The organism is Synechocystis sp. PCC 7509 (genome assembly GCF_000332075.2).
Lineage (GTDB): Bacteria > Cyanobacteriota > Cyanobacteriia > Cyanobacteriales > Chroococcidiopsidaceae > Aliterella.
Window position 1 is genome coordinate 134,445 of the sequence record NZ_KI966369.1, and the last position, 24,501, is coordinate 158,945.

General features: G+C 42.8%; 23 protein-coding genes and 1 pseudogene. 9 read left to right on the top strand and 15 right to left on the bottom strand.

All coding sequences use genetic code 11. The features are described from left to right. Positions 1-11 precede the first annotated feature (11 nt). A complete protein-coding gene (locus SYN7509_RS0223560; protein WP_009630407.1) occupies positions 12-1,043 on the top strand; it encodes a DUF389 domain-containing protein in 1,032 nt (343 codons plus the stop codon). Between the two features lie 213 nt (positions 1,044-1,256). Here SYN7509_RS0223560 and SYN7509_RS0223565 read toward each other — a convergent pair whose 3' ends face one another. After that, positions 1,257-3,170 carry a cation:proton antiporter gene (locus SYN7509_RS0223565; protein WP_009630406.1) on the bottom strand — a complete coding sequence of 638 codons (1,914 nt, stop codon included), beginning with the start codon at positions 3,168-3,170 and terminating at the stop codon, positions 1,257-1,259. 374 nt (positions 3,171-3,544) lie between these two features. On the opposite strand from SYN7509_RS0223565, the gene SYN7509_RS0223570 reads away from it, so the two are divergent. The 4 genes from SYN7509_RS0223570 (at position 3,545) to SYN7509_RS0223585 (ending at position 7,459) form a co-directional block, all read left to right on the top strand. After that, on the top strand, positions 3,545-3,847 hold the full coding sequence (locus SYN7509_RS0223570) for a Sodium/calcium exchanger protein (RefSeq protein WP_009630405.1): 303 nt from the start codon (positions 3,545-3,547) through the stop codon (positions 3,845-3,847). A gap of 15 nt (positions 3,848-3,862) precedes the next feature. Continuing rightward, complete coding sequence (locus SYN7509_RS0223575) at positions 3,863-4,828, top strand: mechanosensitive ion channel family protein (protein WP_009630404.1); 966 nt, start codon at positions 3,863-3,865, stop codon at positions 4,826-4,828. A gap of 283 nt (positions 4,829-5,111) precedes the next feature. Then, positions 5,112-6,137, top strand: coding sequence for a mechanosensitive ion channel family protein (locus SYN7509_RS0223580; RefSeq protein WP_009630403.1), 1,026 nt, complete (start codon positions 5,112-5,114; stop codon positions 6,135-6,137). Continuing rightward, complete coding sequence (locus tag SYN7509_RS0223585) at positions 6,134-7,459, top strand: DUF2254 domain-containing protein (protein ID WP_009630402.1); 1,326 nt, start codon at positions 6,134-6,136, stop codon at positions 7,457-7,459. The genes SYN7509_RS0223580 and SYN7509_RS0223585 overlap by 4 nt, the downstream gene beginning before the upstream one ends. Before the next feature lie 196 nt (positions 7,460-7,655). On the opposite strand, the gene SYN7509_RS0223590 is transcribed toward SYN7509_RS0223585, so the two are convergent. Continuing rightward, positions 7,656-8,096 (bottom strand): hypothetical protein, encoded by a 441-nt coding sequence (locus tag SYN7509_RS0223590; RefSeq protein WP_009630401.1) that lies wholly within the window; start codon positions 8,094-8,096, stop codon positions 7,656-7,658. 457 nt (positions 8,097-8,553) lie between these two features. Between SYN7509_RS0223590 and SYN7509_RS27170 the strand changes: the two genes are divergently transcribed. After that, entirely contained in the window at positions 8,554-9,669 is a 1,116-nt protein-coding gene (locus SYN7509_RS27170; protein WP_009630400.1) for a cation:proton antiporter, read from the top strand. Between the two features lie 120 nt (positions 9,670-9,789). Here the strand turns inward: SYN7509_RS27170 and istB are convergent, their stop codons facing one another. Together istB and istA are read right to left on the bottom strand one after the other, a co-directional pair. Then, positions 9,790-10,533 (bottom strand): IS21-like element helper ATPase IstB, encoded by a 744-nt coding sequence (istB, locus tag SYN7509_RS0223600; protein WP_227501584.1) that lies wholly within the window; start codon positions 10,531-10,533, stop codon positions 9,790-9,792. Positions 10,534-10,999: 466 nt separating this feature from the next. After that, positions 11,000-12,049 (bottom strand): annotated as a pseudogene (gene istA, locus SYN7509_RS31860) (IS21 family transposase); the annotation flags it as partial. A gap of 252 nt (positions 12,050-12,301) precedes the next feature. Here istA and SYN7509_RS0223610 point away from each other — a divergent pair. Then, positions 12,302-12,721 carry a cation:proton antiporter gene (locus tag SYN7509_RS0223610; RefSeq protein ID WP_009629849.1) on the top strand — a complete coding sequence of 140 codons (420 nt, stop codon included), beginning with the start codon at positions 12,302-12,304 and terminating at the stop codon, positions 12,719-12,721. A gap of 223 nt (positions 12,722-12,944) precedes the next feature. Here SYN7509_RS0223610 and SYN7509_RS0223615 read toward each other — a convergent pair whose 3' ends face one another. The 5 genes from SYN7509_RS0223615 to SYN7509_RS30540 form a co-directional block, all read right to left on the bottom strand. Continuing rightward, on the bottom strand, positions 12,945-13,148 hold the full coding sequence (locus SYN7509_RS0223615) for a hypothetical protein (protein WP_009629850.1): 204 nt from the start codon (positions 13,146-13,148) through the stop codon (positions 12,945-12,947). Between the two features lie 34 nt (positions 13,149-13,182). Beyond that, positions 13,183-14,463: a hypothetical protein gene (locus SYN7509_RS0223620; RefSeq protein ID WP_028954569.1), complete on the bottom strand. Its 1,281-nt coding sequence runs from the start codon at positions 14,461-14,463 to the stop codon at positions 13,183-13,185. A 96-nt stretch (positions 14,464-14,559) separates the two neighbouring features. After that, entirely contained in the window at positions 14,560-15,177 is a 618-nt protein-coding gene (locus SYN7509_RS0223625; protein WP_009629914.1) for an ion transporter, read from the bottom strand. 325 nt (positions 15,178-15,502) lie between these two features. Next, a complete protein-coding gene (locus SYN7509_RS0223630) occupies positions 15,503-16,075 on the bottom strand; it encodes a DUF3611 family protein (protein WP_009629913.1) in 573 nt (190 codons plus the stop codon). Between the two features lie 84 nt (positions 16,076-16,159). After that, entirely contained in the window at positions 16,160-16,339 is a 180-nt protein-coding gene (locus SYN7509_RS30540; protein WP_071994220.1) for a PDZ domain-containing protein, read from the bottom strand. 177 nt (positions 16,340-16,516) lie between these two features. On the opposite strand from SYN7509_RS30540, the gene SYN7509_RS30545 reads away from it, so the two are divergent. Then, positions 16,517-16,711, top strand: a complete 195-nt coding sequence (locus SYN7509_RS30545; protein ID WP_202807379.1) for a PIN domain-containing protein — start codon at positions 16,517-16,519, stop codon at positions 16,709-16,711. Positions 16,712-16,924: 213 nt separating this feature from the next. On the opposite strand, the gene SYN7509_RS0223645 is transcribed toward SYN7509_RS30545, so the two are convergent. From SYN7509_RS0223645 to SYN7509_RS0223670, 6 genes are all read right to left on the bottom strand, one after another. Continuing rightward, positions 16,925-17,341 carry a hypothetical protein gene (locus tag SYN7509_RS0223645; protein ID WP_009629909.1) on the bottom strand — a complete coding sequence of 139 codons (417 nt, stop codon included), beginning with the start codon at positions 17,339-17,341 and terminating at the stop codon, positions 16,925-16,927. A gap of 2 nt (positions 17,342-17,343) precedes the next feature. Beyond that, complete coding sequence (locus SYN7509_RS0223650) at positions 17,344-18,516, bottom strand: transposase (protein ID WP_028954128.1); 1,173 nt, start codon at positions 18,514-18,516, stop codon at positions 17,344-17,346. 91 nt (positions 18,517-18,607) lie between these two features. Next, the gene (locus SYN7509_RS27180) at positions 18,608-19,150 is read right to left on the bottom strand and encodes a DUF6262 family protein (RefSeq protein WP_009630531.1); all 543 of its coding nucleotides are present in this window, start codon (positions 19,148-19,150) and stop codon (positions 18,608-18,610) included. After that, the gene (locus tag SYN7509_RS0223660; RefSeq protein WP_009630530.1) at positions 19,147-21,144 is read right to left on the bottom strand and encodes a tyrosine-type recombinase/integrase; all 1,998 of its coding nucleotides are present in this window, start codon (positions 21,142-21,144) and stop codon (positions 19,147-19,149) included. Before SYN7509_RS0223660 ends, SYN7509_RS27180 begins: the two co-directional genes overlap by 4 nt. Next, complete coding sequence (locus SYN7509_RS0223665) at positions 21,131-22,597, bottom strand: tyrosine-type recombinase/integrase (protein ID WP_051482704.1); 1,467 nt, start codon at positions 22,595-22,597, stop codon at positions 21,131-21,133. The genes SYN7509_RS0223660 and SYN7509_RS0223665 overlap by 14 nt, the downstream gene beginning before the upstream one ends. Before the next feature lie 2 nt (positions 22,598-22,599). Beyond that, entirely contained in the window at positions 22,600-23,679 is a 1,080-nt protein-coding gene (locus SYN7509_RS0223670) for a tyrosine-type recombinase/integrase (protein ID WP_009630528.1), read from the bottom strand. A 126-nt stretch (positions 23,680-23,805) separates the two neighbouring features. On the opposite strand from SYN7509_RS0223670, the gene SYN7509_RS27185 reads away from it, so the two are divergent. Continuing rightward, complete coding sequence (locus tag SYN7509_RS27185) at positions 23,806-24,471, top strand: tyrosine-type recombinase/integrase (protein WP_084610810.1); 666 nt, start codon at positions 23,806-23,808, stop codon at positions 24,469-24,471. The last annotated feature ends 30 nt before the right edge of the window (positions 24,472-24,501 follow it).

Sequence of the window (24,501 nt, forward strand, 5' to 3'; positions counted from 1 at the left end):
TTGACTAAAATATGAGGAATAGTAGCTTGTTAAAAATTGACAATATACGCAGTCGATTTAATGACTTAAAAAACAGAAAAATTCTGCCACAGCAAGTGGAGGAAATGCGCCAGGGGTTAGTAGAAGAATCAAGCATAAGTATTACTTACCTTGTGTTGATTCTAGGTTCTTGTATAATTGCTACATTGGGACTGCTTTCTAATAGCGTAGCTGTAATCATTGGTGCGATGATTATTGCTCCGTTAATGTTGCCAATTCGCGGGGTAGCATTTGGAGCATTAGAAGGCAATGTTATCCTTTTTCGTAAAGGTTTAACAGCAATATTGGTAGGAACTTTTCTGGCAATTACCTTAGCTTTGCTTATTGGTTATTTAGTAAGCCTTCCCGTGTTTGGTAGCGAAGTTATTAGCCGTTCAAAGCCCACTTTACTAGATTTAGGAATAGCGATTGCCGCCGGGGGAATTAGTGGTTTTGCTAAAGTACAGCCTAAGATTTCGGAAAGTTTAGCCGGAACTGCGATCGCCGTTGCTTTGATGCCACCAATTTGTGTTGTTGGCTTGGGTTTAGCTCAAGCTGATTGGTCGCTTAGTTTCGGCGCAACTCTCCTTTATTTGACCAATTTGCTGGGAATTACTCTGTCTTGTATGCTGACGTTTCTGATCGCGGGTTGCACTTCCGGTAAGCGCGCGCATAAAGCCCTTTTTTGGACGCTAGGTTTTACTGCTATACTCCTCGTTCCTCTAGGTGTAGGCTTTTTTCAATTAATTAGACAAGCTCAACTTGAAGCCAGTCTAAAACAAGCATTACTGAATCGAACTGTTACTTTGCAGAGGATGGTATTACTTAATAGTGATGTCAATTGGTTAACTAACCCGCCCCAAGTTCGTTTGAATGTTCGCACCAAAGAAGCTGTAACCCCAAGACAAGTGATGCTTTTAGAAGAATTTTTAGAAAAAGAAATAGGTCAAACATTTACTTTAATTTTTGAAGTTGGTCAAATTGAAGAAATTAGAAGAGAATCTCCAGATAGTTCTAACTTTTAATAGATATTTTAAATTTAGTAATTTCGATCTAGCTGATGTAAGATGGAAGCGTATATTGCTGTATCTAGCACATTACTAGATTTTGAAAGCCCACTGGCAAGATCAGCAGTTAGTTGATTCAGGACTAACGCGGCAGGAACTGGCTCAAATTTTCCACATTTTGTGCAGGTCTGGTAGCAGTTTTACCACAAGCGCATTGCATATCCTAAATAATCACGTTGTTTGCAGCAAAACTGGTTTTAGTGGAACTTGATCCGGTAAAAGTAAGATTTTTGAGTGGCTCTGGCTCAGTGTCGGCACAGGGGAGGATGAAGATTTATCTAGTAAACAAGTGATGCGATCGCCCACCTGCCACAGTTCATCGACTAGCAGGATTTGCAACTGCTGGTCACGCTCGACCAAAAGCGGTAGCCAACTGCCTGCGGCAATACAAGCTTGCAACTCAGACTGCTGGGCGGCAAAGTTTTCCAGTTGCAACACAACCTCAACGAGTTGCACGTTGTTTGCAGCAAAAGACTGATTCCACTGATTGAGGGAAACTTGAGCAGCAAACGCAATCCGAATTCCCGTTGCCGCAACGCTTGAATTATCTCTACTGTTCAATGGCGGCTGAGATAACATCGCAACGATGTCTGGGCGAAACAATTCTACGGCTCGTTGCGCCAAGATGCCGTTGAGTTCTGGATTGTTAGTCAGCGCCAAAAAGGTGTTCAATGATGCGATCCCTTCTGCTTCTAGTTCCTCTAAATCTAAGTATTTGCTGATTACAGGAATGTCATCTAGCTGAACTGGATTAGCATCATCAGCATTGAGGTCAATCAATGCCACTGTTTCTCCTTTCTGTTGAAGTAACTGGGCTAGCAGTTGACTCAACTGAGTATTCCCCACGATCGCAGTTCTGACCTGCCTTGTCTGCAATCCTAGCCACCGGGCAACCCAGCCTGCGGTAAGTCCTTGAATCAAAACTGTCATTAGGATGGTGAGAAAGACGAGCGCTTTCATTGCCTCACCTCCTACGATGCCTGCTTCTGTGAGGGAAAGTGCAGATAAGGATGCCATTGATGCGGCGACAATACCACGGGGGGCAATCCAAGACAAAAAGAATTGCTGTTTCCAGCTAAAGCCCCGATTCCAAGTTGATAGCAGAATGTTGATGGGGCGCACAATGAGCATTAGTGTTAGCACCGTCAGGACGCTTCCCCAACCTAAATCAAAGATGTTGGTGATCGACAAATCAGCCGCTAACAAAACAAACAGTACCGAATTTGCCAGAATTCCCAACTGTTCATTAAACTGCCGGATCAAACGTTCTTCGGGAATTGCAGATGCCCGCAAGATCATACCCATCAAAACAGCAACTAATAGCCCTGATTCGCTTCGTAGGGCTTGTGCTAGACTGAAAGCCCCCCACACTGCCGCGAGTACGACTAGATTTTTCAATTCTTGCGGCAAAGATTTGGATTGTCTTAGCAACAAGCTTAGTAAGCCGCCCCCAACCAGTCCAATCGCCGTGCCAATCCCTAGCCTCAGCCCCAATCCTTTCAGCAGCAGCAAGGGTATCGCCGTTCCAACCAGAACTAAAGGCACCTCATGCCGACTCAAAACAATCGTGAGGGTAATCACTGCCACGATCGCCCCAATCGGATCAATTAGAATCCCTTCGCCTTCTAATAGCGTTGCGACCCTCTGTTCAACCCCAACCAACTTCAGCAAGGGTGTCACAACCGTTGGACCTGTGACAACCACTAAAGAGGCGTAGAGAAAGGCGATTGCCCAGGGAAACTTGCTCAACGTATGGGCAGCGATCGCCCCGCCGGATAACGTGATCAGCACCCCAATGGTGACGAGATTGCGGAGGCTAACTGAGACGCTGCTAAGATCGCGAATCTGTAAGTTTAGCCCTCCCTCAAATAAAATTAAGGAGATCGCTAGAGAGACAATGACTTCTAAGCCGCTACCTAGAAACGATGGCTCTAGTAAACCTAGACCACTAGAGCCTAGAACAATGCCAAACAGCAGCAGCAAAATAATACTGGGGATCTGAAGCCATCTGGCTAAAACCTGACCACCAATACCAACCACTACGGTTGTACTAATCAGAACCATAATCGGTAAGGAATCTTCCATTTAAGTCAATTTGTTAAAGTAAGCTGATCTAAGGAGACTAAGGCGATCATAGCTAGGTTATGCTAATTTTGTTTTGAAGTTCTAAGGCATTATGGGCTTTATGGGAGGTCGTGCTTAAATGTCTCACTAAAGCTTTAGCTGCAAGAACAACTGTCGAATATCTGTCTGGTGAGGGTTAAAAATTTGAAAAAAATTAGCGTCTTATATTTAACCGTTCATATTTTTTAGAAGGTACACAACTTTAATTCATTTAAGTGGTAAGTTACGGGCGAAGTAACGTATTGGAGACAATCGCTGATGAATGTCCGTTTTCAAGATACTTCAGTCTTCGGTGTGACAATACTTATGATTGGGCTGGCAGCGAGCGCAATTTCGTGCAATCAGAAAAAAGTAGCTTGGTATCTGCTTTAGATTTGGCAGTTTCTAACCTATTTGGTTCCAATATTTTTAACATCGCAATTTTGGGTATCTGCGATCTGGTGTATCCAGGCAATCTGTGGGCAAATATCTCTGGGGTGCATATTTTCACCGCAGTAGTAGCAATGGTAATGACTTCAGTTGCCGTTGTTGGGTTAATTTACCGCGCTGCTCGCCCTACAAGAATATACATTACTTGGGATGGACTGGCGCTGATATCACTCTACATGGGTGGGATGTATGTTATTTACCGTAGCTAACAGGGGAGTCAAAAGTTGGAGCAAATTTTAAGTTTTATTAGCTTTAATACCGAAATTGGGCTAAAAATATTAATTACTATAGCCTTCCTAATTGTACTTTGGCTGCTGCGTCGTATAGCTAATGCTTTGATTGGAGAATCGCTACGAGATCGCTACAACGGGCGGACTTGGTTCTGGGCGGGGCAAGGGTTAAACTTATTCATCGCCGTACTTTTGATATTGGGGCTGCTAAAAATTTGGTTTGACAATCCCAATCGACTCGCTACGGCGATCGGATTAGTAACAGCAGGTGTAGCTTTTGCTCTACAAAAAGTAATTACGGCGGTCGCGGGTTACTTTTTGATTCTGCGGAGTAATATTTTTAGCGTCGGCGATCGCATTACTATGGGTGGTGTGCGCGGCGATGTGATTGCGCTAGGTTTTACCCATACCAAAATTATGGAAATGGGACAGCCCGTTTCACTGCAAGATCCGATTTCCCCTAGTTGGGTCAAAAGCCGTCAATTTACTGGCAGAATTGTTACTGTCACCAATGACAAGATTTTTGAGCAGCCAGTTTACAACTATACCCAAGATTTTCCTTATCTTTGGGAGGAAATCAGCATTCCCATTTCTTACAGCGCCGATCGCGAAGTCGCCGAACAAATTTTGTTAGAATGCGCTACTCGTCATACGGAAAATATTAATCAGATGAGTCAAGAATCATTGCGGGTGATGCGAGATCGTTATTTTCTCCATGCCGCCGATTTGACACCAAAGGTCTATTATCGGATTACTAACAACTGGCTAGAACTGACTGTCCGCTTTGTCGTTAGAGAACATGGAATTCGCGATCTCAAAGATACTATCAGCCGCGACTTGCTCAAAGGTTTCGATGCAGTTGGAATTAGAATCGCGACGACGACTTATAATATTGTCGGATTTCCGCCACTCCCAATTGAAAATGGTGTTGATAATTTAAAAAATAATTCTCAGCATTAGTCCGCTTCAAGCGTTTAGATAAAATATTGTTTGAATTTGAACGTCATCAACCTGATATAGGCTGTGTCCCAAGCATTGAAAATTATATTTTTCTGCTATTTAGGAATTATACTTTCCTAACTGTAGGTAGGTTTTAACTCGGCGTTTATCCATTAAAGTTAACGTCATTTTATCAGTGTAAATAAAATTTTGATACTTATGAAGATACACCTATAGAAGTGTAAAAGTCACCCTTTTAAGGTTTAAGGTTCAAAATATAAATGATAGGCATTAGGCGACGGCTATGAATATTCAGTCAGCAATAACAGCAGCATGGAATAAGATTGGGGGAATGATAAATGGACTGATTATTGCGCTACCAAACATTGTATTGGCGCTTGTTGTTTTCATCCTATTTTTCTTCGCCGCTCGATGGCTAAAGTTATTAGTAAAACGCATCACCCGTAGGCATCGGCAAGCAAGAAATCTAGGTATGGTGCTGGGGCGATTGGCTCAAGGAGTCGTTATTTTGATTGGTTTGTTCGTCGCGCTATCAATTATTATCCCAACATTTAAAGCAGGAGATTTAATCCAACTGCTGGGTATTAGTGGGGTAGCAATTGGTTTCGCTTTTCGCGATATTTTGCAAAACTTTCTAGCAGGTATCCTGATTTTATTAACTGAACCTTTCCAGATTGACGACCAAATCGTTTTTAAGGACTTTGAGGGAACAGTAGAAAATATTCAAACACGGGCAACAACAATCAAAACCTACGATGGTCGCCGGATCGTTATTCCCAACTCCGAATTATTTACAAATTCGGTAACTGTTAATACTGCCTATGATAGTCGTCGGATGGAATACGATTTTGGCATCGGTTATGGTGACGATGTTGAAGAAGCAAAGCGGTTGATGCTAGAAACAATTGATAGCATAGATGATATTTTGAAAGATCCCGCTCCCGATGTTTTGTTGCTGGAACTAGGTGAAAGTAGCGTCAACATCCGCGCTCGTTGGTGGATTAAGCCCCCCAGAAGGATAGACGATCTCAAGTCGCGGGACAAGGTAATTTCTGCCATCAAGCAAAAGCTCTATGTGGAAAATGGTATCGACTTGCCTTATCCTACCAGGCAAATTTTATTCCATGACCAAACAGAAGAAACAGATGGCGATCGCGCTCGTCAACGCGAAGGTTGGCCCGCAGGCAATAAAAAAGTACCATTATCACGCAGTATTAGCGGTTCACTCAAGAAGCTAGCTGAAAAGAGTGCCTCGAAAAACGGTAGTGACAGTGATAGCCAAAATCTAACTACGGGCGATCGCAAATGAAAAACGTTAAAATCACTAAACTTTGGGACTCGCTCCAATCGAGCTATTTGTTCGTACCAGCACTTATTGTGGTAAGCGCGATCGCCCTAGCTGTTATGATGTTGACGCTCGACCGACAGGGCAATTATGGAGTCTTAAAAAACTGGGGCTGGATTTACACTGGCAGCACCGACGGTGCGCGGGCAATGCTTGCTGCCATCGTTAGTTCGACGATTACTGTTGCGGGTACTGTTTTCTCAATTACAATTGTGGCGCTCCAACTAGCTGCTTCCAATTTTGGTCCCCGCTTACTGCGTAACTTTATGAAGGACGTTAGTAATCAAGTGGTACTGGGGACATTTATTGGCACGTTTATCTACTGCTTGCTTGTTCTGCGGACAGTACGGGGAGACGGAGATGATTACAACTCCTTTATCCCTCAACTCTCGGTGACGGTAGCCTTAGCGTTAGCGATCGTTAGTATTAGTTTGCTAATCTACTTTATCCATCACGCCTCCACTATAATTCAAGCATCTCACATTATTAGTGAAGTCAGTGCCGAGCTTGACCGCGCTACAGATCGATTATTTCCTGAAAAAATCGGACGAGGCTTATCCCAATCAGGACGGCAAGTGGCAGAAATTCCAGCGAATTTTGACGAAGATGCTTACCCGATTAAGGCAACTAAGAGCGGTTATCTACAAGTAATTGATGATGAGAAGTTAATGCAGATTACCTCCCAGCAAGAGTTGATAGTGCGCCTAGAATTTCGACCAGGCAAGTTTATCGTCAAAGGTAGCGAGTTAATGATGGTTTATCCTGGCGGACGGGTAAATCAAAAATTTGCCAAAAAGTTTCGAGATGTCTTTATTCTGGGTACAGAACGCACCGAACAACAGGATATAGAGTTTCCCATCCATCAGTTAGTTGAAGTTGCCCTGCGGGCAATTTCTCCGGGAATTAACGATCCATTTACTGCAATTCGGTGTATCGACAGATTGAGTGCGGGATTATCTTACCTCGCAGGGCGGGATTTTCCTTCCCCTTATCGCTACGATGACTTGGGCAACCTGCGGATTATTACCCAGCCAGTGACGTTTGTAGGGCTAATTAATGCTGCCTTTAACCAAATTCGACAATATAGTAATTCTGATGTGGCTGTAACTATTCGTCTACTGGAGGCAATCACAACTATTGCTCGTTATACTCAAAACCCGAAAGACCGCGAGGCGCTACGCCGCCATGCCGAAATGATTCAACGGGACAGTAACGACGCAGTTTCTGAAGAATGGGACAAAAAAGATATTGAAAAGCAATATCAGGCAGTTTTGAAAGCTCTTTAGATGGCAATCGAGTGATCGCGGAAAAATCCTCTCATCGGTATCGGTGTTATTCAAACTAACCCAACTTTAATGTTGTTACTGTGTAATCGAAAAGTGCAAGCAATAGAGTTTAACCTTGCTACTAAATCCTTCGCTAAAATTGTTTCCTGGGAGAGAAATAAATATAACTTTTGTCTATTAGGGCAATGCTTATTAGTTAAAATCTCATACTAGGAAAAAATAAAATGTCTATTATTTCTCCTAACCCTAGACCCGATCCAGTTAAGATTGTTAACATTAAAAATCTATTTAGTCTACTGAAGCCAGCGAAACACATTTCAATTTCAGCTAAAAATACAGTTCCCAAGGGCAACAAAATAAGTTTTAAAAATATTGACCAAGTTGTTGCTAAAGCTACTAATATAGTTATAACTAAACTTACAATTAAAACTGTAACGAGCTTTTGAGAAATAAATTCAACCAACCGCTCTAACCAATAGCTACTGTTCCAACCCACTGCTAATGCGAAAACTATTATAAAAGCTCCAACAAGCCAAACAATATGATGAGCAGATAGATACCATCCCAGTACCGTATAAGTTAGCCAGAGTAACACTAAAGGCAGTAAGGGAACTTTATTAAAGGTTTTAACATTCATAGATAAAGCAAAAACAAAATTAATTATATAGAAAAGCAACTAGATCAATTATAACTTAATCTTATCCATGCTTGAAGCAGAAACAAGCTACTTATTATCATTATTTTGGGTTTGGATCGGGTCTCCACTTAATTTTTGCAAAAGATATCATGCTCTGTTTATAACTAGCAATTAAAATCTATCTCAAGGCAAGTTCAAATAAAACCAGAACCAAAAAATTGGCTGAAAATATAATCTAGTTTTTGCGCGTCAGAAAAGATGACTGACATAGTTATCGGTTTGGCTTAAATTAATAGCAGATTAAGCGCTACCCTTAAATGTTGTTTAGCAAAACTCTTACTCCTAAAGAATCTAATAGCTAACTGCTATTTTTTAAAAGTGATCATATCTCTAGGTAGTCGTCCTCTAGCAATGGTCTGATTATAATCAATCTTTAAAGTTCACTAAGGTTTAGAGTATGGTACTTGAATCAGCAATAGGCGAAGTAGCAATTGAAACAAACTTAAAGCAGTTTCTTTTGGTACTGGCAGTCTCTTTAAGCGTAGCAACGCTGCCACAAATATTTAGCTGGTTTCGCCAAATTCCTTACACCTTACTACTTGTAATTGTCGGCTTAGGGTTGGCGTTTGTTGATGTTCGCCTAGTAGAACTTTCCCCCAGCTTAATCCTATCAATTTTTCTGCCACCGTTACTATTTGAAGCTGCCTGGAATGTGAAATGGTCGGACTTGAAGCAAAGCTTAGTACCGATTTGCCTCTACGCCGTTGTGGGAGTCGTTGTTTCGATTGTGGGGATGGCACTTAGTCTAAATCAACTGGCAGGACTATCACTAACTACGGCTTTACTCGTAGGAGCTATTTTATCTGCGACCGATCCAGTTTCGGTCACAGCTTTGTTTCGAGAATTGGGTGTAGGTAGTCGTCTGACTACACTAATGGAAGGTGAAAGCTTATTTAACGACGGGATGGCGGTGGTTGCCTTTGGTTTTTTGGTGGCACTACCTTTAGGAAAGGCTGAATTAGCATTTCAACCAATTGTGGGGCAATTGTTGACCGTTATAGGAATTGGCGTAGCAATGGGGAGCTTAATTGGATATGGCATCTCCTACTTTACGCAAAGATTTGATTTGCCCTTGGTGGAACAGTCGTTAACGTTAGTTGCTGCTTACGGTACTTACTTAATTATTGAAGATTTAGGTGGTTCTGGAGTAATTGGGGTGGTGACCACGAGTTTGATACTAGGTAACTTTGGTTCTCGCATCGGCATGAATCCCCGCACTCGGATTATTGTCAGCGAGTTCTGGGAATTTCTAGCGTTTTTCGTCAACTCGATTATGTTTCTGCTCATTGGGGACCAAGTTCATTTTTCCACACTGGGAGACAACATAGTAATTATTAGCGTGACAGTTATAGCAATGATTTTGATGCGGGCGATCTCTATTTATACCCTCAGCAGTATCAGCAATTACTTTGTCAAACCTGAAATTGGGTTATCCGAGCAAACTATACTTTGGTGGGGAGGTTTGCGCGGTTCTGTTTCTATTGCCTTGGCATTGAGCGTACCCGTTTGTTAAATGTCAAGTGTTTTAACGTGTCGCGACAGAGTATTGTCGGTTAGTTGACGCGAAAAGGAAGTTCAGATCGAAACGACAACTACAGATCGCTTGCGAATAGAAACATAAAAAATAGCTCGGTTAGGATGATTGAGAATTATTCGAGCGATTAGTAGCAGCCTGACGACGGTAGCTGTCAGACTTAATCTCAAAGATCGTGCCATGATGAACTAAGCGGTCTACAGCAGCAACCGTCATCATTGAATCGGAAAAAATCGTATCCCACTGACTGAAAGGCTGATTAGCAGTGATGAGAAGACTTTTGCGCTCATAGCGATGAGCAATCAACTCAAACAAGACCGAAGTTTCCGCCTCAGACTTTTTGACATAGCCCAGATCGTCAAGCACCAGCAAGTCGAAGCGGTCGAGCTTTCTGAGTAAAGCTGGCAGTTGCAATTGCAGTTTAGCGTGCTGCAACTCTTGGACTAGAGCATTAGCCGCAAAGAACTTAGCCCGCTTGCCCAACTCCACCATCCGACGAGTTAAACCAGCAGCCAGATGAGTCTTCCCTACTCCAGAGGGACCAAAAATTAGACAATTTCCAGCCCGCTCCAACCAAGCAGGATCTTCAGCCAACTGCATTAGCGGTGCAGGATTGAACTGAGGGCAATGCCTAAAATCAAAGTTGGAAAAACTTTTTGCGGTGGGAAGTTGAGCTTCGGCGAGGGTCCGTTGCAACCGGAGCGCGTTGCGGCGATGTGTTTCTTGTTCGCATAATGCTAGTAAGAATTTGGCATAAGACCATTGCTCCTGTATAGCCTGGTGTTCCAATGATTCCCAGTGAGCGAGCATATGAGTCAGTTTGAGTTGCTTGAGGTAAAGAATTAGCTGCTGGTGAGGACTGGGGGCTATTATTGGGGAAATCGGACTGGGGATTATGCCCGTGGGGTTTGGACTCAATGAGTTGGTCATAGCTAGAGAGATCGTGTTGTGTAACGGTCAATTGTGGAAAACTTTCAAGACAATGCTGCCGAAATTGCTGTTGGAGTCTTTTTAGAGTTAGGGTTTGAGCTTTTAATTCTCGTTCTAAATAGTCAGCGACAGCCGCTTCTTGGTTTTGGATGGCGGCAATATACAGGGCTTCGACCATCAACACGGCTGCCGTATCTAAATCAAATTGAGCAGTCAATTCTAACCATCGTTCTCGAAATGCTGGAGTGGGTAGTAAGTCTTGTTGCCAGGTGCAGTAAATAAAGGCTCTGGGCTTGCGGCGCAAACCTTCAATTATATGTCTGTAGTTAATGCACCGCCCCCGTCGTTTATCGGGATCAGTCACCCGCAGTCGTGGTAGCTCGACTACTAATTGCGTACCCAAATAGCCTAAAATTCGGTCGTGATAAAGGTGTAATTCTAATTGTCGTCCAATCAATCGGGATGGCACTGTATAAAGAATGCACCGAACTTCAACCGTGCTTCTGGTGCTGACGCAAGCGGTTAAAATTTCATAGTCAGGAATGCGATATTTTGGTAATGATTGGAGATGGGGTTTTTCCTGCTCATACTTCTGTTGACACCGCTGATTGAGTTTGGCAACCGCGCCTTCAATCAGTAATCGATATTTCTCCAGGCTTTGGAAATCATTACTACCACGCAAGTAAATTGCTTGTTTAATCCGATTTTTGAGATGCCCGTGGGGAGATTCAATTGCCCCATTTTCATGGGCAACGCTTGTATTGTTGCGGGTTGGCTGCATTCGGTAATGGTCGCACAGATCATCGTACAGACGGGTTAAGGATTTGTTTCCTCCTAGATTTCGATATGCTGCGCTTAGACTATCTGTCCGATGTTGTTTGGGTACTCCACCACATGCTGTGAGTGCATTTTGCAATCCTTCAGCGAGGGCGATGAAGCTTTCTCCGCCTTGAATAATTTGGGCATATTGCCAGCCGCTATAAGCCAGTCGATAGTGATAGAGCAAATGCTCAAACGGCTTGCCAGCAATGGTTATCTCCATCCCTTTGAGTTGGGTAAAGTCGGATAGTCCCATCATGCCTGGTTCATGGCGCAACTCAAACATTACTTCTGGACTTGGCCCATGTAGAGCTTTCCAAGTTTGAACTCGTCGTTGAATCGTTCGCAGGACTTGGGTATATTTGCCTGGATAAGTGTCTTGTAGATATTCAAACAGGGTCATCGGTTTGAGCCGAGGTTCCTTTTTGAGCATTGGCTCTAGTTCTTTGTCCCATACCTCCCCTAATGGATCTTGGGTGCTGCTATGACTTTTGACTTTACCACGATTGGGTTGATGTTGCCCGGCTTCAATGCGTTGACCCGTTCGCTCGGATATTTCAGCGATGCACGCTGCGTTGGCTTGTGTTAAGCCAATTTCTCTTGCGTTCATATACGCTCTTTTTTGGTATAAATGGATAGTTTTTCTTGACACTAGACTTTTTCTCTTTGCGGGGAGATTTTCTAGTGTCTTTCTTTTTGGTTGACTTTGATTCTACTTTTGGTTCATTCAGCGTCCATCTTACAAAATCGCTTCTTTGTCTCACCTACCCGCCAATACCCTGTCATAACCCGCCATTAACAGTGTCGTCTAATACCCGTTGCCCTACCAGAGCGAGATAAGATTATTGCTACAGTGTTCGGCGTGGTTCTGTTTACTCTGCTATTTCAGGGATTAACTATCAAACCTTTAGTACAAAAGCTAAGATTAACGGGCGATCAGCCCTTACGCCAGCAGTATATGGAATTTGTAGCGCGTCAAGTTGCCCTTGAGCGCGTTTTACAACATCTGAAAACAAACCATCGTCCAGGTGTAGAGCCAGAATTTTACCGTTATCAAGAAGCATTGCTTAAAGACGGTATCGAAGATATCCAATTAGAAATTAACCAGTTACAACAGGAATACCCTAATCTCCAAAGCTTTATAACAGACCAATTGCGGGAAGAACTACTGGCAATTGAAGCAAATACCTACGCTGAATTTGTCAAAGCAGGACGGTTGAGTAAAGAGCTATCTCCTTTGCTATCAGAATTACTACACACTGGCAATGAGAAAGTCAGTTAAGTAACTACAAACTACTCCATGAAATCAAGCAATCGTTCTAACGTCATTTTCTCATTACATTTATAGTAGTCGCCAGTTCAATCAAGATGTAAAATAGGGGGTAATTAAACAGTAGTGCGATCTCGCGCGAACCAAACCTTCTTGAGGAAGCAATTGTTTTGGTTCGCTGGCTCGATCTCGTTTCCTCATCTAAATAAATATCCTGCGAAAAAACTTTAAATATTTACGGTTCTAATTTCCGCTCGGATAGCGTCTGAATCTCATAACGTAAAGCTTTAATATCAGCGTGCAGTAGTTCTAGAGATTTAGCCCCGGCTATTTCCGCTTCTTCGTCATCCGCATCGCGACCGACAAAAAATGTAGTGATCGCTGCTGTTAAGTAACCAAATACGGCAAAAGCATACAACGATAGGCAAAAGCAAAGCACTTGCCCTTCTGGCAGCAATTCTCATTATGGAAAATCAACTGGAGTTGGGAGGGACTGCCAACTCTAGTCCTTCAATCATGAAGGTGAGCAAATGATCCCAATTCTCGAACAATAAATAGCGCGTCAAGGCACGCAGATCGTCAAAGAACGTCTTGCGGGTGGGCAAATGTTGACGCAACAAGCGGTACTTGTGATCGAGTAATTCCAGCAGCGTATGAAATAGGAGCGACAGGAGGTTGAAGGTTGCCAGCAGCGAAGCGAGGTGCTGTTTGCCATGTCCGAAATTGTGTTCCAGGTTGTAGCCCTTGGTTTTCAGCGTGTTGTTGTTTTCGTTTTCCACCTTCCACCGGGTGCGCCCCGATTGCACAATCGCTGCCACGGTTTGGTCGGTGATCCAGTGGTCTGTAGCAAAGGCATTTTTATAGAGTTGCTTGCCATCGGCACGGGTGACGGTGATTTCACACCAATTAACCAGCAGTGCATCGTCATCGTCGCGCAAGGCCACTTGATTGAGGTAGCGGTAAGTATAAATTTCCTCAGTTTTGCCCGTCCACCGTTTGCAGACGACTGTGGGTAAGACGATGCCGTCCAAATGCTCATACAGGGTTTGGTGCGAGTTAGGACGGCAGACCAAAATGAAGTGGAACGATTCGCGCCGCAAGGCTTCACAGAACGGCTCGTGACAATAGAGGTCATCGCCTAAGACCGTGATTCGCTGCGCCCGATACTTCTGGGCGTGAGTCGTCAACCAGCGTTTTGCCGCTGCGATCTCACAATCCTGCTTGTCGTGTCCATCTTGCGGCACGATGAACTCCGGCGCTAAGGGCAACACCGTCGAGCGTCCTGGACTAACGATGACCGGAGTAACGGCAGCATGAAAGTATCGCACTGTCCCATCTTTGGCAGTCTGCGTTGAACAATGGGGACACGCAATCGTGTGGGAACTGAAGTACTCCACCCCATCCATTGCCACTAGCAGCGTGTCATCAAACGCCCGCATCTCGCTCAAGCGTCCTGCTTCGTCCAACAAGAGCAAAATTTCCTCAAACACCGGAAACACGCACTGCGGTTCGACCCCATCAAGCAGATCCCGAATTTGGTTGTCGCACGGGATTTGATGCACCCCAAACAAGCTCTGGGCGTTGCTTCTTCCTTTCGTGTCTGTCATCGTCCGTTGATACGATAAGAACGAGGGACTTTGCGTAAAAAACACACCCAAAGCGCTCAATGCCGCATCTTCCATGCCATAGCGCCTGTTTTTCCCCGTGCGCTTGTCTGGTAACGTTTGCAGCACCTCGTGAAAGAACCTGATGATACCGTCGAACTTGCTCTTGGGGGTCAACGTCTTCGACTCGGTGAGCTTTTGACTCTCTTACCTTACCCCGTTCTCACCGCCCTGAATAGTCAAAAGTCATAATGAGAATTGCTGCCCTTCTGGAGTCCTAGGCCAGTATTCCGAACCCATTGTCGTCATCAGCATCGCCGTCCACCACAGTGCCGTGCCGTAGTTATTTAGACCACGCCCATCAGGAATATTGCTCTCAAACGCATACATCCCGGCGGCTCCAACTAGGGTAATGACTAAGGTTGTGGTTACAACGTAGCCGAAGCCGCGACGACCTAAACTAGCACTAATTGCCCGCATCCCCCGATTTGTGCGTGTAATTACTCGTAGTAACCTGATACCACGAACTGCCCGTGCCGTATTTAGCACCCGCAAAACGCGCCCAAACCTAAACAGGCGCAGCGCTGGTAGTGGTAAGGAAATAACTGTTAGCCAATTGCGTTGAAGATAAGTAAGCTTATGTGGAGCTAAGGTAAATTCGAGGATAAAGTCAAGAATAAAAATTATCCAAATAACCGTGCCACTTGCTTGGAGTAAAGGATTCAAGCCCCAGATTAACTCAACAACAAATAGCGCCAACCACACGAAACCTAGCACGAGCATTGGGGTTTCCAGCCAGTCTTCCAACTGTTGCAGGATTTCCTGCCGTTCTCGATTAAGTATCTGTTTTTCTGCGGTTTTCATTTAGTAATGGTTTTTTAGCAATCGTAGCTTCTGCGAGGTTATTTCTTCAAACGGCGTTACCCAATTGGTAATAGGTAATGGAAGAAAAATTCATCACACTTTCAGCAAAGTCCTTCAAACAAGTTCGATGGCACTACGATTAACGATCACTCATTTTGGAATATTATCGTCGTGAAGATGCATCGCGGGTTCGTATTCCAAATAAACCAATGCAGACCTCCAATCTAGGATAGCTGTAACAGTTCTAGAGAAGCTGATACCATACCTACCGCCGACAATATGAAGGATAGACGATAAATCTGAAGAATTTGGAAAGTGTGCCATCTCAATCTAACCATTCAAGTAAACCAAGCGAAGTAGTACCCCCTACCAAATGAGCGCCAATTAAATTTACATTTGCCAGCACTACAAAAATATCTAACGAACGAATCACATTTTCTGGTCTATAAACTGCTACCCCTTGAGGTATTGCTAATGAGCGTGCTAGTAATGCGATCACCGTTGTTTCAGATGCTAAAAACGCTAATAATAGCCCTACGGCGCTAATGATTAACCCAATTTGCAATACTCGAACTATGTCTTCTCTTTTCGGGTGGGTTTCTACATCTGGTGTTTGCAAGCGCCGGGCTAAACGTCTATAACGAAAAGCCAAATAAATTCTCACAGCAAGCAATAAAATTCCTACAATTCCTAAAAAGATGCCCAATCCAATCGCAGGATTAGTTGCTTGTGTGGCAGAGTTACGACTAAAAATAGCTAACAACAAAACTATTCCCGAAAAACCACCTAGCGCTAACTGCATCCAAAAACTAAATCGGCTGACTACACGAAAAATAGCAGCAAATTTTTGTTTAGTTGGAGCAGGTAAATAGGAATTTAATTTATTTGATGTATTCATAGCTGTTAAATGAGTGATGAGATGATTCTTACTACTTCAATTAGAGGTAGTAAAAGGTAATTGTTCTGGTCTAATTGTGAGAGTTTAAGTTGAACCGTCCCTCTGTACTTGGATAGGGATTGTATTACCTAAAGGTGTTACTTCTACTTGGTCTTGTACTTGCTCGGCATTTTGAATTATTACTCCTTTAATCTGAGTAATAATGTCACCTGGACGTAAGCCAGCCTTTGCTGCTGGAGAGTTACGCGCTACATCCACAATCAAAATTCCTTCATTTCAGTTAACTTTAAAACCAAGGTTACTTTGATTGATTTACTATCGTAAATCAGCAGTCAATTCAATCAGTCGAACCCCTAAATAAGGATGTTCAACACTCCGGTAATGGAGTTTGAGAACCGCTCTGCCGTTTATTAAGCTTTACAGCGCGCGAAGTCTGTCGGGATGATGAAATCATCCGACGAGCTTCGCATGAAAGTAGGCAAAGCTGATTTCTCTGACTACTTAATTGGTGCAATTGCTCATCAAGCTGGGTGTTCTACTACCTATTCTTTTGACCATAAGCTGATTGGTGAGAAAGGCTTCCAGTATCAACGCATTTCCGACAATACAATAGATAGCGACCGGGTAAAAAGTTGATTCCTTTATGACCAAGCTTCCCCCACGCAAACCTCCTAACGCATCTCGCCGCGAACGCGAATTCCTCTACCTTCATGAAGTCGATGCTCTGATTGCTGCCACAAGACAAACCCGCGCCCCCATCCGCAACCAAGCTCTAGTTATGCTCCTGTTATGTATTACACAATATACACAACGGTCGCACAGCCTAGCTTTTTATGTCGTATTTATTTTCTATAACGATTTCATTTCCTCTTGTGCATTTTTCCATGTCATTGTAGTATAAGGCGCACCAAAGGTATCAGGTCGGTCAATTTTTACCATTGGTTGATGATAGGAGTCTAGGCTTAAGTAGTTGGCAGGAATATCTAGAACAAAGCCGAATTCAACCGCTTGGGCATACCAGTGTTCAAAACCTTCTGGATAACGAGATTTTTCTTGTTGCTGAAGGCTCTGGCTGGTCGTCCATTCTTGTTCAATAGCACGGGCTAACCAACCACCAGGGTTTTTAATATCTGCTCGTTGCAGTTGGTCAATCAATGCTGCTATCGCGGCTAAAACTGTTTCCTCGTCGCGTTGCTTAATTTTCTTACTCAAAGTGGCATTAACAGAAATACCTAACTTATCTAATTGGGCCTGCTTGACTGACAAAACTAAGAAGCTGGAATGCGGCTGAGAACAACGAATTCACGCATAAACTCGTTCTCCTGTTGACGCTTAGAAGCAAAGGCAGGTTCGGGGTCAGGCAGACTGGAGAGGCATGGATAAATCTGAATTTCCCACTGACGAGTCAGGGCAAGACGAATCCAGTTCCAACCCAGCCTGAGATAACTCATGCCACGATTCCAGTGAGTATCGACGAATCGACGCTTTCCAGAGGTCACAACTTGCGTCCCTTGTAAAACTAAAAATAGCGTGGTCAGAGCAATGACCCCACACAGTTGCGTGAGGGCAAACTTGTCTCGCAACCGAGAGGCTTCGAGATTAAAGCCGTTCGATTTCAAATCCAAAAATGATTCTTCCACTTGAAACCTCAAGCGATATTGGGCAAAGGTCTGAAGAGTCGTCGGTTCATCGCTGACAATCACCCAATCTTCGCCACTTTGGCGGTCATGGGCAAAGGCTAAATAGACATCCCCGTAAGGTCTGGTCTTACCAATGGCAATAGCTGGCGTGAAATAGGCTTGACCGGGTGGAAGAGAAACGGATGCAACCTTGCGCCATTGACCGTCCAGTTGAAACTGAAAGGAACGTTTAATCCGAATCCGAAAGTGCCACTGCAAGGTTTCTCGGAGGTATTTCATGAACTTGCCATCGGCAAACCCTCTGTCTGCCAAGACAACGACCTCTACTTCTGCCGGAACGATCCGTGCAGCTTGTCGCAACACCCGTTGAATTGCCCACAATTTGACAGTGCTGCTGGCTTGCGGCACAATCCGCCAAGCGACGACGACCGTGCGTCCTCGATAGACCACCCCCACCCAGATCAAGCAGAAACAGTTCCACACCATTGTCGTATCCAAGCTTAAATACAGTCGTTTTTTGCCCCATGTGGATAAGGCTTGTGCCATCAGAACTTGGTGAGTGGCAGAAATATCGATGCGACGATTAGAGAGGCAGCGCCGAAATCGTCGCTGGTGAGATTGAGCGTATTGGGCGCGACTATTAATATAGACTCCAAAGCCGTTGAGATGAACGTTTTGGCTTTCAATCATGCCGACCATCATCCAGCAGAGCGTTTTTAAGTGCCGAATATCGCGCCACTGAATGTCACATTGACTCAGGAAGGCATTCATTGCATCATAAAGGCGGGAAGTGGGAGTCATAGTGTTCGCCGATTAGTGTGGTAACTGTTCAGCTTAAACTAGCTTCGACTTCCCGCCTAGTCTTTGTCCTAGCCTCTAATACTTTTGTCAGTCAAGCAGCTAATTGGGCTTTAATTTGGTCAGTAACAACAGAATTCCTGTTGCTAGAAATGGGTGTTACAAGTGCAAGATTTTTCTCAGAGCAGGCATCAATCAGTTTTTTCTGCAAGTCAACAATAGTCTGTTGCTGTCGTTCCACTTGTGCCTGTAAATGGTGAACTCGGTAAACCTGTCCTGCTAAGGCTTCATTCTTGCGTCGAAGTTCCTGATTCACCTTTTCCAATTGGTGAATACGGTCTTTGAGACGACTAATTACTTTGGACTGAGAAGAAGTGGGTTTGGCCACTGGACTTAGAGACATAGAAGACTGCTGGCTACGAAGCAGGGCGACTTGCTGCTTTAGTTCTGGATATTTGTAAAGATAGGAGACACTCAAATTAGCTTCTTTGGCAACAGTATGAAAGTTAATCTTTGCCCCTATTTTCTGTAAGCGTTCAATTGCTTTGTAGACCCTTTCTAGAGAATCCTGTTTCCGAAACTGTTGTGTTTTTTTTAGAGTTTCAATGCGAGTTTCCTTAGTATCTTCTTTCTTCATGCTGCCTCCTGCAAACCAGCAATAATTTTGTCTAATTGGTCGGCTTGCCGCCCAAATTGTTCAACTAATACCTCTTGTCCACAATCTAAAGCATTGGACTGTTTTGCTCTCAATTCGTCGCGGGTGAGAATGTATTGAGGTAATTTTTCGGGAACGGCAACGAAAGAACTACAGGTATAACAAGCCCTAAACTTATGGCAATCTTGCTCTAGTGGCAGTCCGCAAAAGCCATAGATAGGAGTGTTAATATGCGTTCCTGATAATTCCAATTTGTGAGGAGTTGGAGTTTTCCAAAAAGACTTGGGTAAAGACTCATAAGGTAGATGATGTCCATCGCTATTTACCAGTGCTTTCTGAATATGCCCTGCTTCTCGCTCTATCAGTTCGCAACTAACGAAAGTGTAGTAGGTACTGGTGGTGGCAAAATGTTTGTGACCCGCCCAAGCACTAACTACTGATAAGTCGTGTCCTTGCTCAAATAATTGCGTTAAGCGAGTTGGTCTAAGGATTTTGGCAGTAAACTCAGCCCTTTTACCGTTTTCATCACGAAGATCGAGAGTTTGAATTAAACAACGAATACCTGCTATGAGTGGGTGCTTTGATGCTGTAGGAATTATCCTTTTAACTGGCTCTAGTTTTAGCTGCGATAAGTCTGCCATAAATAAGCCATGATAATGACAAAAAAGATAATCCCAATTTTCTTCCCAAAGATTTTGAATATACTCTTGTTGTTCTTGAACTACTTTGGCAATGGTTCTACTAATTGGGACTTCGTGATAGTCATTGGTCTTTTTTCGATGCCAAACTAGTTTCCATTGCTGCCCTTCTTGTACCAAACAATCACGGCGAAGTAGAGCTAATTCTGAGACGCGCATTGCAGTGAAGTAGCAAATAATCCACATCCGCGCAAGTGGATCGGGGAGTTTAGACAGGTTTTGCTCAATTTGTTTGCGTACCGTATCTGATAAAGGGTCAGGATTCTTAATATGTTGTTTGGGATAATCTTCAGCGCGGATAATATCTGGATCAATATTAAACCAACCTCTGACTGTACCTGCTGTAAAAAAGCTGCGTAAAGTTCCTAATCTAGATTTAATTGCTGTTTTTTCTTGGATTAAATAATCAAGTATAAGACTACGATTAATTTGTTGAAAGCCACTTATTTTCTTTTGATTCAAATAAACAGAAAAACTTCGTAAACTAATTAGATACTGTGCAACTGTACCAAAGGCATTACCAGTCTTGCTTACGTGTTGAATGTATTTTTTAACTTCTTGCTTAAACCAATCTGGCTGAATTGCAGTAAAGTTAATGGTTGAATATTTTAGATCTAATGGATTAAACTCAGGATTAATTGACCTTAAATCCCACTGGTCTTCTGACCAATTAAAAGTTTTTACTGGCGTGTGCCTACCACTCCAGCGACGAATATTGTTAAGAGTTAAGTCAATTGAATCTTTGATTATAGATTTACAAGTTCTACACTGAAATAATTTTTTACCATTTTTTTCATAGTCCAATGTAACGAAATAAATATTTTCTGCTTGACATTTAGAACAAACAAAGTTTTTGATTTTATGGCTAGTGTGCCAAATAACTCCTTGGTTGATTGGGTCAGCTATAGCTCGGATATCTATGTGACAGGATACCGGATATGTCTTAGGACAAGCCTGACAATAAAACTTCCATTGGTTCTTCTTATGCTTTGTTTTTTTCTCAAGACTAACTCCTAAGCTTTTGCAACTGGGACAAATAAATTTTCCTTGATTATAATTTTTTTCCCAATCTATTGTTTCGTGTCTTGGCTTAGAAGCAAAATTTAAAAACTTAGAGCGTTGATTTAAAGTAATAGATACGATGGTTCCCTGCCGACATTTTATACAGCTAAACTGCTTTATACCATTCCTAAATCCAGCGTGCTTCATTTTGCTATGATTACAGCGAGGACAATTAAAGTCATCTTGATAATCTTTCTTCCAGTTAACTTCTATCATTGATTTTCTCCAAACCTTGAATCCGAATGGCTAAACTTTGCTGGTCGCTGGTTAATCCTTGTTGTTGCCTTAGCATCTCTAGTTTGGTTATTATTTCTAACTCTGCTTCTATGCGTTGAAGGTCATCAGTAAGAGCATTTAAATCGTCGGTAGATGTCTGCCAGTGTTCGCACCGCCAACAAGCATTAACTGTTTGACAGAGAGACTTTAATACTGGTCGATGGCATTCACCATACTGAGTTGTAATTTGATACATTTTGCGCCGTAGCAACTCAGTAATAGGATTTTTAGGTGTATGACTAGAAACTAATTTACCAGTGCTATCAACATACTTGATTTCTTTCATCAACTCTCGATATTCATCTCCCAAAACTTGTTTGAGTAAATGTTTGTAGTAGTTCTGCATATCTGGAGAACGATGTCTAAGATATTTTTGAATAATTAAATCTCTTACTCCCGCGTTGGTCATAACAGTAGCGAGAGTTTTCCTAAATTGATGGGACTTGAAATGCCAAAGTTGACTATCCCTAGTGCAAATATTGTATTTCTTTCCTAACCTATTCAGCCACGCGTTAAATGTGCTTGCGTGCGTCACTCTAGGAACTGGTTGATAGTAATTTCCTCCCCTATTACTCCCGAATAATTTATCGTAGGTATCTCCAAAATGGTGTCTAATATAATCCTGCTGTTCCTGTATCAATGCTACTAATTCAGGACAGATGGGTAGTTCATCTTCCGTTTGATACTTCTGTGTTAGAAGTCGCAACCGCCACTGTTTACCTCTCTGCCGCAGGCAATCCAGAGGTAGATTAAGTAATTCTCCAATTCGCAAACCAGTCCCTCTAATTACCAGTACCATTCGTTGAATCGGTTCGGGAAGATGGTGGAGATGTGTGTCTAATTGCTGCCATACTTCTTCGGGAATGTACTCAATCTCGTCATTTTTGGGACTAGCTCTTTTGCATTTACCCTTGAACCAATAAGTGTTAACTTCTAACCATCCTTCTTGACGGCATATGTTAAAGAAGTTAATTAGGGTCATGTAATGAAGTGATATTGAAGTCTGTGATAGCTTCAATGACCGTAAATAATAACCAAATTCTTCAAACAAATGATTGTTAATTTGTTCTGCACTTGAGATAGATTTGTTTTTAATCAATTGCGAAAATCTTTTTAGGTAGCGAACTTCACTGTATAAATAATCAGCAACTAAGTTGCGCTGGCTTCTAATTAAAATATACAATTTAGCCAGTAGCTTTAACCAATCCTGCTCTATTGACTCAAATCTGATAATTAGAACTTTATCATGCTCATTGACTTTGAGTTTTAAGTCTTCAATTGTCCGCCAAATATCTTTCTGTAAAAGCGGATTCTTAAGTAATTGCTTTGTCTCTATATTTTGAGCAGTCAGCCAATCATCTTCTTCTAAATTTAAGTTGAATAAATTACTCATACTCATTCTTCTTTCTCTTGTTCAATTACCGCCATCAAATCGGTTGTTGTAATGACGTGGGAATAAATATCTAGGGTGGTCTGGATACTGGTATGTCCGAGTAGATATTTCACTCGCTCTGGCGGATAATCCGCTTTCAAAAGACGAGTTGCGTAGGTGTGGCGAAACAGATGCGGATAAACCTCTATGCCTATCTTTTTGGCAAGCCGAGAAAACATAGTATTGAGAACTTTCGGCTTGATTGGCATACCAACATCACCTTTCCAGATGTTGATAAATACATAGTCTGATTCAACTGCTGGATACTCATAAATCAGGTAATCGTTATACATCTGGAGTAGTTCTGGCGTTACTGGTATAACTCGCTCTTGCCCCTTTGCTCTTGCGCCGTTGGGATTGAGTCGCTGCACTACCCTAATGCTATTATCATCAAAGTCACCTATGTCATCATGGCATAGTCCTAATAGCTCTCCCTTCCTCATTCCCGTACCGTTGAGCATGAGAATAATTAGTTTATCTCTGAGCTTCGGACAAGCATTAACCAGAGTTTCTATTTGCTCGTTGGTTAGGCAACCAACGAACTTCTTCGGCTCTTTGAGCTTGACTAGCTTCTGCCTAGTTGGTTTGCTTTTAGCAATGCCCGTTAGTAAGCCTTTCTTGGCTAACCCATAAGGCATATAGAACCTATCAAACTGCTTAAAATCAATTGTCTGGTTAGCAATGTGGTATTCGTAAAATCCAGTAATAGCGGTGATTGCTCGATTGATACTCCGCTCTGACTTTTTTGCTTCTACAGGTTGTATGGATACTACTCTAGAAGTATCTCCAACCCTCAGCCAATAGGCGAAGTCTTCTAAATCTAACACTTGCACGGTGCGCCAATCTAAGTGCCTGTGGTCAAGAAATTGCCACCAGGCTTTGAGGTCATAACCGTAACTTTCTACTGTATTCGGCGACTTAGAGCCACATAGATAAGTTAGATATCGTTGAATCGGCTCTACTATTTGGTATTCCTCATCTAGCACTAGCCAGATTGTCTCTTGCGAAAGCGGGTCAATACCTTTTTGCAGTGTCAGTCTCATGTATTAAACAATATATAATTTTAGATCGTTGTGAAAAGTAAATTTTGTAGCTACCTATCTTTACACTACGCAACTAAATATGTTTGTTGTTGTTGTTGTTTAGTATAAATGTTTAGTAGAGCATAACTGCTCTTTTGCCAAGCGCTACAACCATCAGAAATCTGCTGGCTGCGCTGGTGTGACCTTAATAAAGCTGCCAATAATTTGCTGGTTGTCCGCAATCGCTCCAAATCTCTCCGCATTCAACCGCAAATCGTAGTCAACCAACAGCCTTTGTGTCCTGCGGAAGTCGAGATTTTGCAGGAATTAGCCGAGCATTGCAAAACTGATTGGATTCTAGAAAGCGAAAGACAACAAAGATTAAGCGATCGCTCTTTGCACCATATCGTTTACCAAGCTGGCGTTGTTGCTAGTTTGCCAATTCCGGTTCACCCATATATGCTCCGCCGTTCTGGGCTGTATTACCGCGCTGCTTTGTTGCTACAAACTGCCAGTCTGTCTTTGCACGAGTGCTGCCTGCTGTGGAATTATTACGCCACATCCTCTGCCATGCCTGCTTCCTTTCAAATTGAGTATCAAGCGATTGAACGCAAGCGTGAGGAGACTTTTTTACTGACTTTTGAGCAAATCAAAGCTTTTTCTGGCATTAGCAGTGATGAAAATATCATCGACTATCTTTTGGGTGCTTATTTGTTGTCTCCCCGCTTGCCAGAAATTTCTGATAACTACTGGCTTGCGCCTTCTAACTGGCGTTTGAAAACTTTGCCGAAAACATATAAAACTGCCAGATAACATTTTTCTAGTTGTTACCAGCAAGTGCAT

Coding starts and splice junctions, on each gene's coding strand:
- SYN7509_RS0223665 (WP_051482704.1), bottom strand. CDS start 22,597: ATGAGTAATTTATTCAACTTAAATTTAGAAGAAGATGATTGGCTGACT.
- SYN7509_RS0223580 (WP_009630403.1), top strand. CDS start 5,112: ATGAATATTCAGTCAGCAATAACAGCAGCATGGAATAAGATTGGGGGA.
- SYN7509_RS0223650 (WP_028954128.1), bottom strand. CDS start 18,516: ATGACTCCCACTTCCCGCCTTTATGATGCAATGAATGCCTTCCTGAGT.
- SYN7509_RS30545 (WP_202807379.1), top strand. CDS start 16,517: ATGATGAAATCATCCGACGAGCTTCGCATGAAAGTAGGCAAAGCTGAT.
- SYN7509_RS0223630 (WP_009629913.1), bottom strand. CDS start 16,075: ATGAATACATCAAATAAATTAAATTCCTATTTACCTGCTCCAACTAAA.
- SYN7509_RS0223660 (WP_009630530.1), bottom strand. CDS start 21,144: ATGATAGAAGTTAACTGGAAGAAAGATTATCAAGATGACTTTAATTGT.
- SYN7509_RS0223625 (WP_009629914.1), bottom strand. CDS start 15,177: ATGAAAACCGCAGAAAAACAGATACTTAATCGAGAACGGCAGGAAATC.
- SYN7509_RS0223590 (WP_009630401.1), bottom strand. CDS start 8,096: ATGAATGTTAAAACCTTTAATAAAGTTCCCTTACTGCCTTTAGTGTTA.
- SYN7509_RS0223565 (WP_009630406.1), bottom strand. CDS start 3,170: ATGGAAGATTCCTTACCGATTATGGTTCTGATTAGTACAACCGTAGTG.
- SYN7509_RS0223585 (WP_009630402.1), top strand. CDS start 6,134: ATGAAAAACGTTAAAATCACTAAACTTTGGGACTCGCTCCAATCGAGC.
- SYN7509_RS27180 (WP_009630531.1), bottom strand. CDS start 19,150: ATGAAGAAAGAAGATACTAAGGAAACTCGCATTGAAACTCTAAAAAAA.
- SYN7509_RS27170 (WP_009630400.1), top strand. CDS start 8,554: ATGGTACTTGAATCAGCAATAGGCGAAGTAGCAATTGAAACAAACTTA.
- SYN7509_RS0223670 (WP_009630528.1), bottom strand. CDS start 23,679: ATGAGACTGACACTGCAAAAAGGTATTGACCCGCTTTCGCAAGAGACA.
- SYN7509_RS0223560 (WP_009630407.1), top strand. CDS start 12: ATGAGGAATAGTAGCTTGTTAAAAATTGACAATATACGCAGTCGATTT.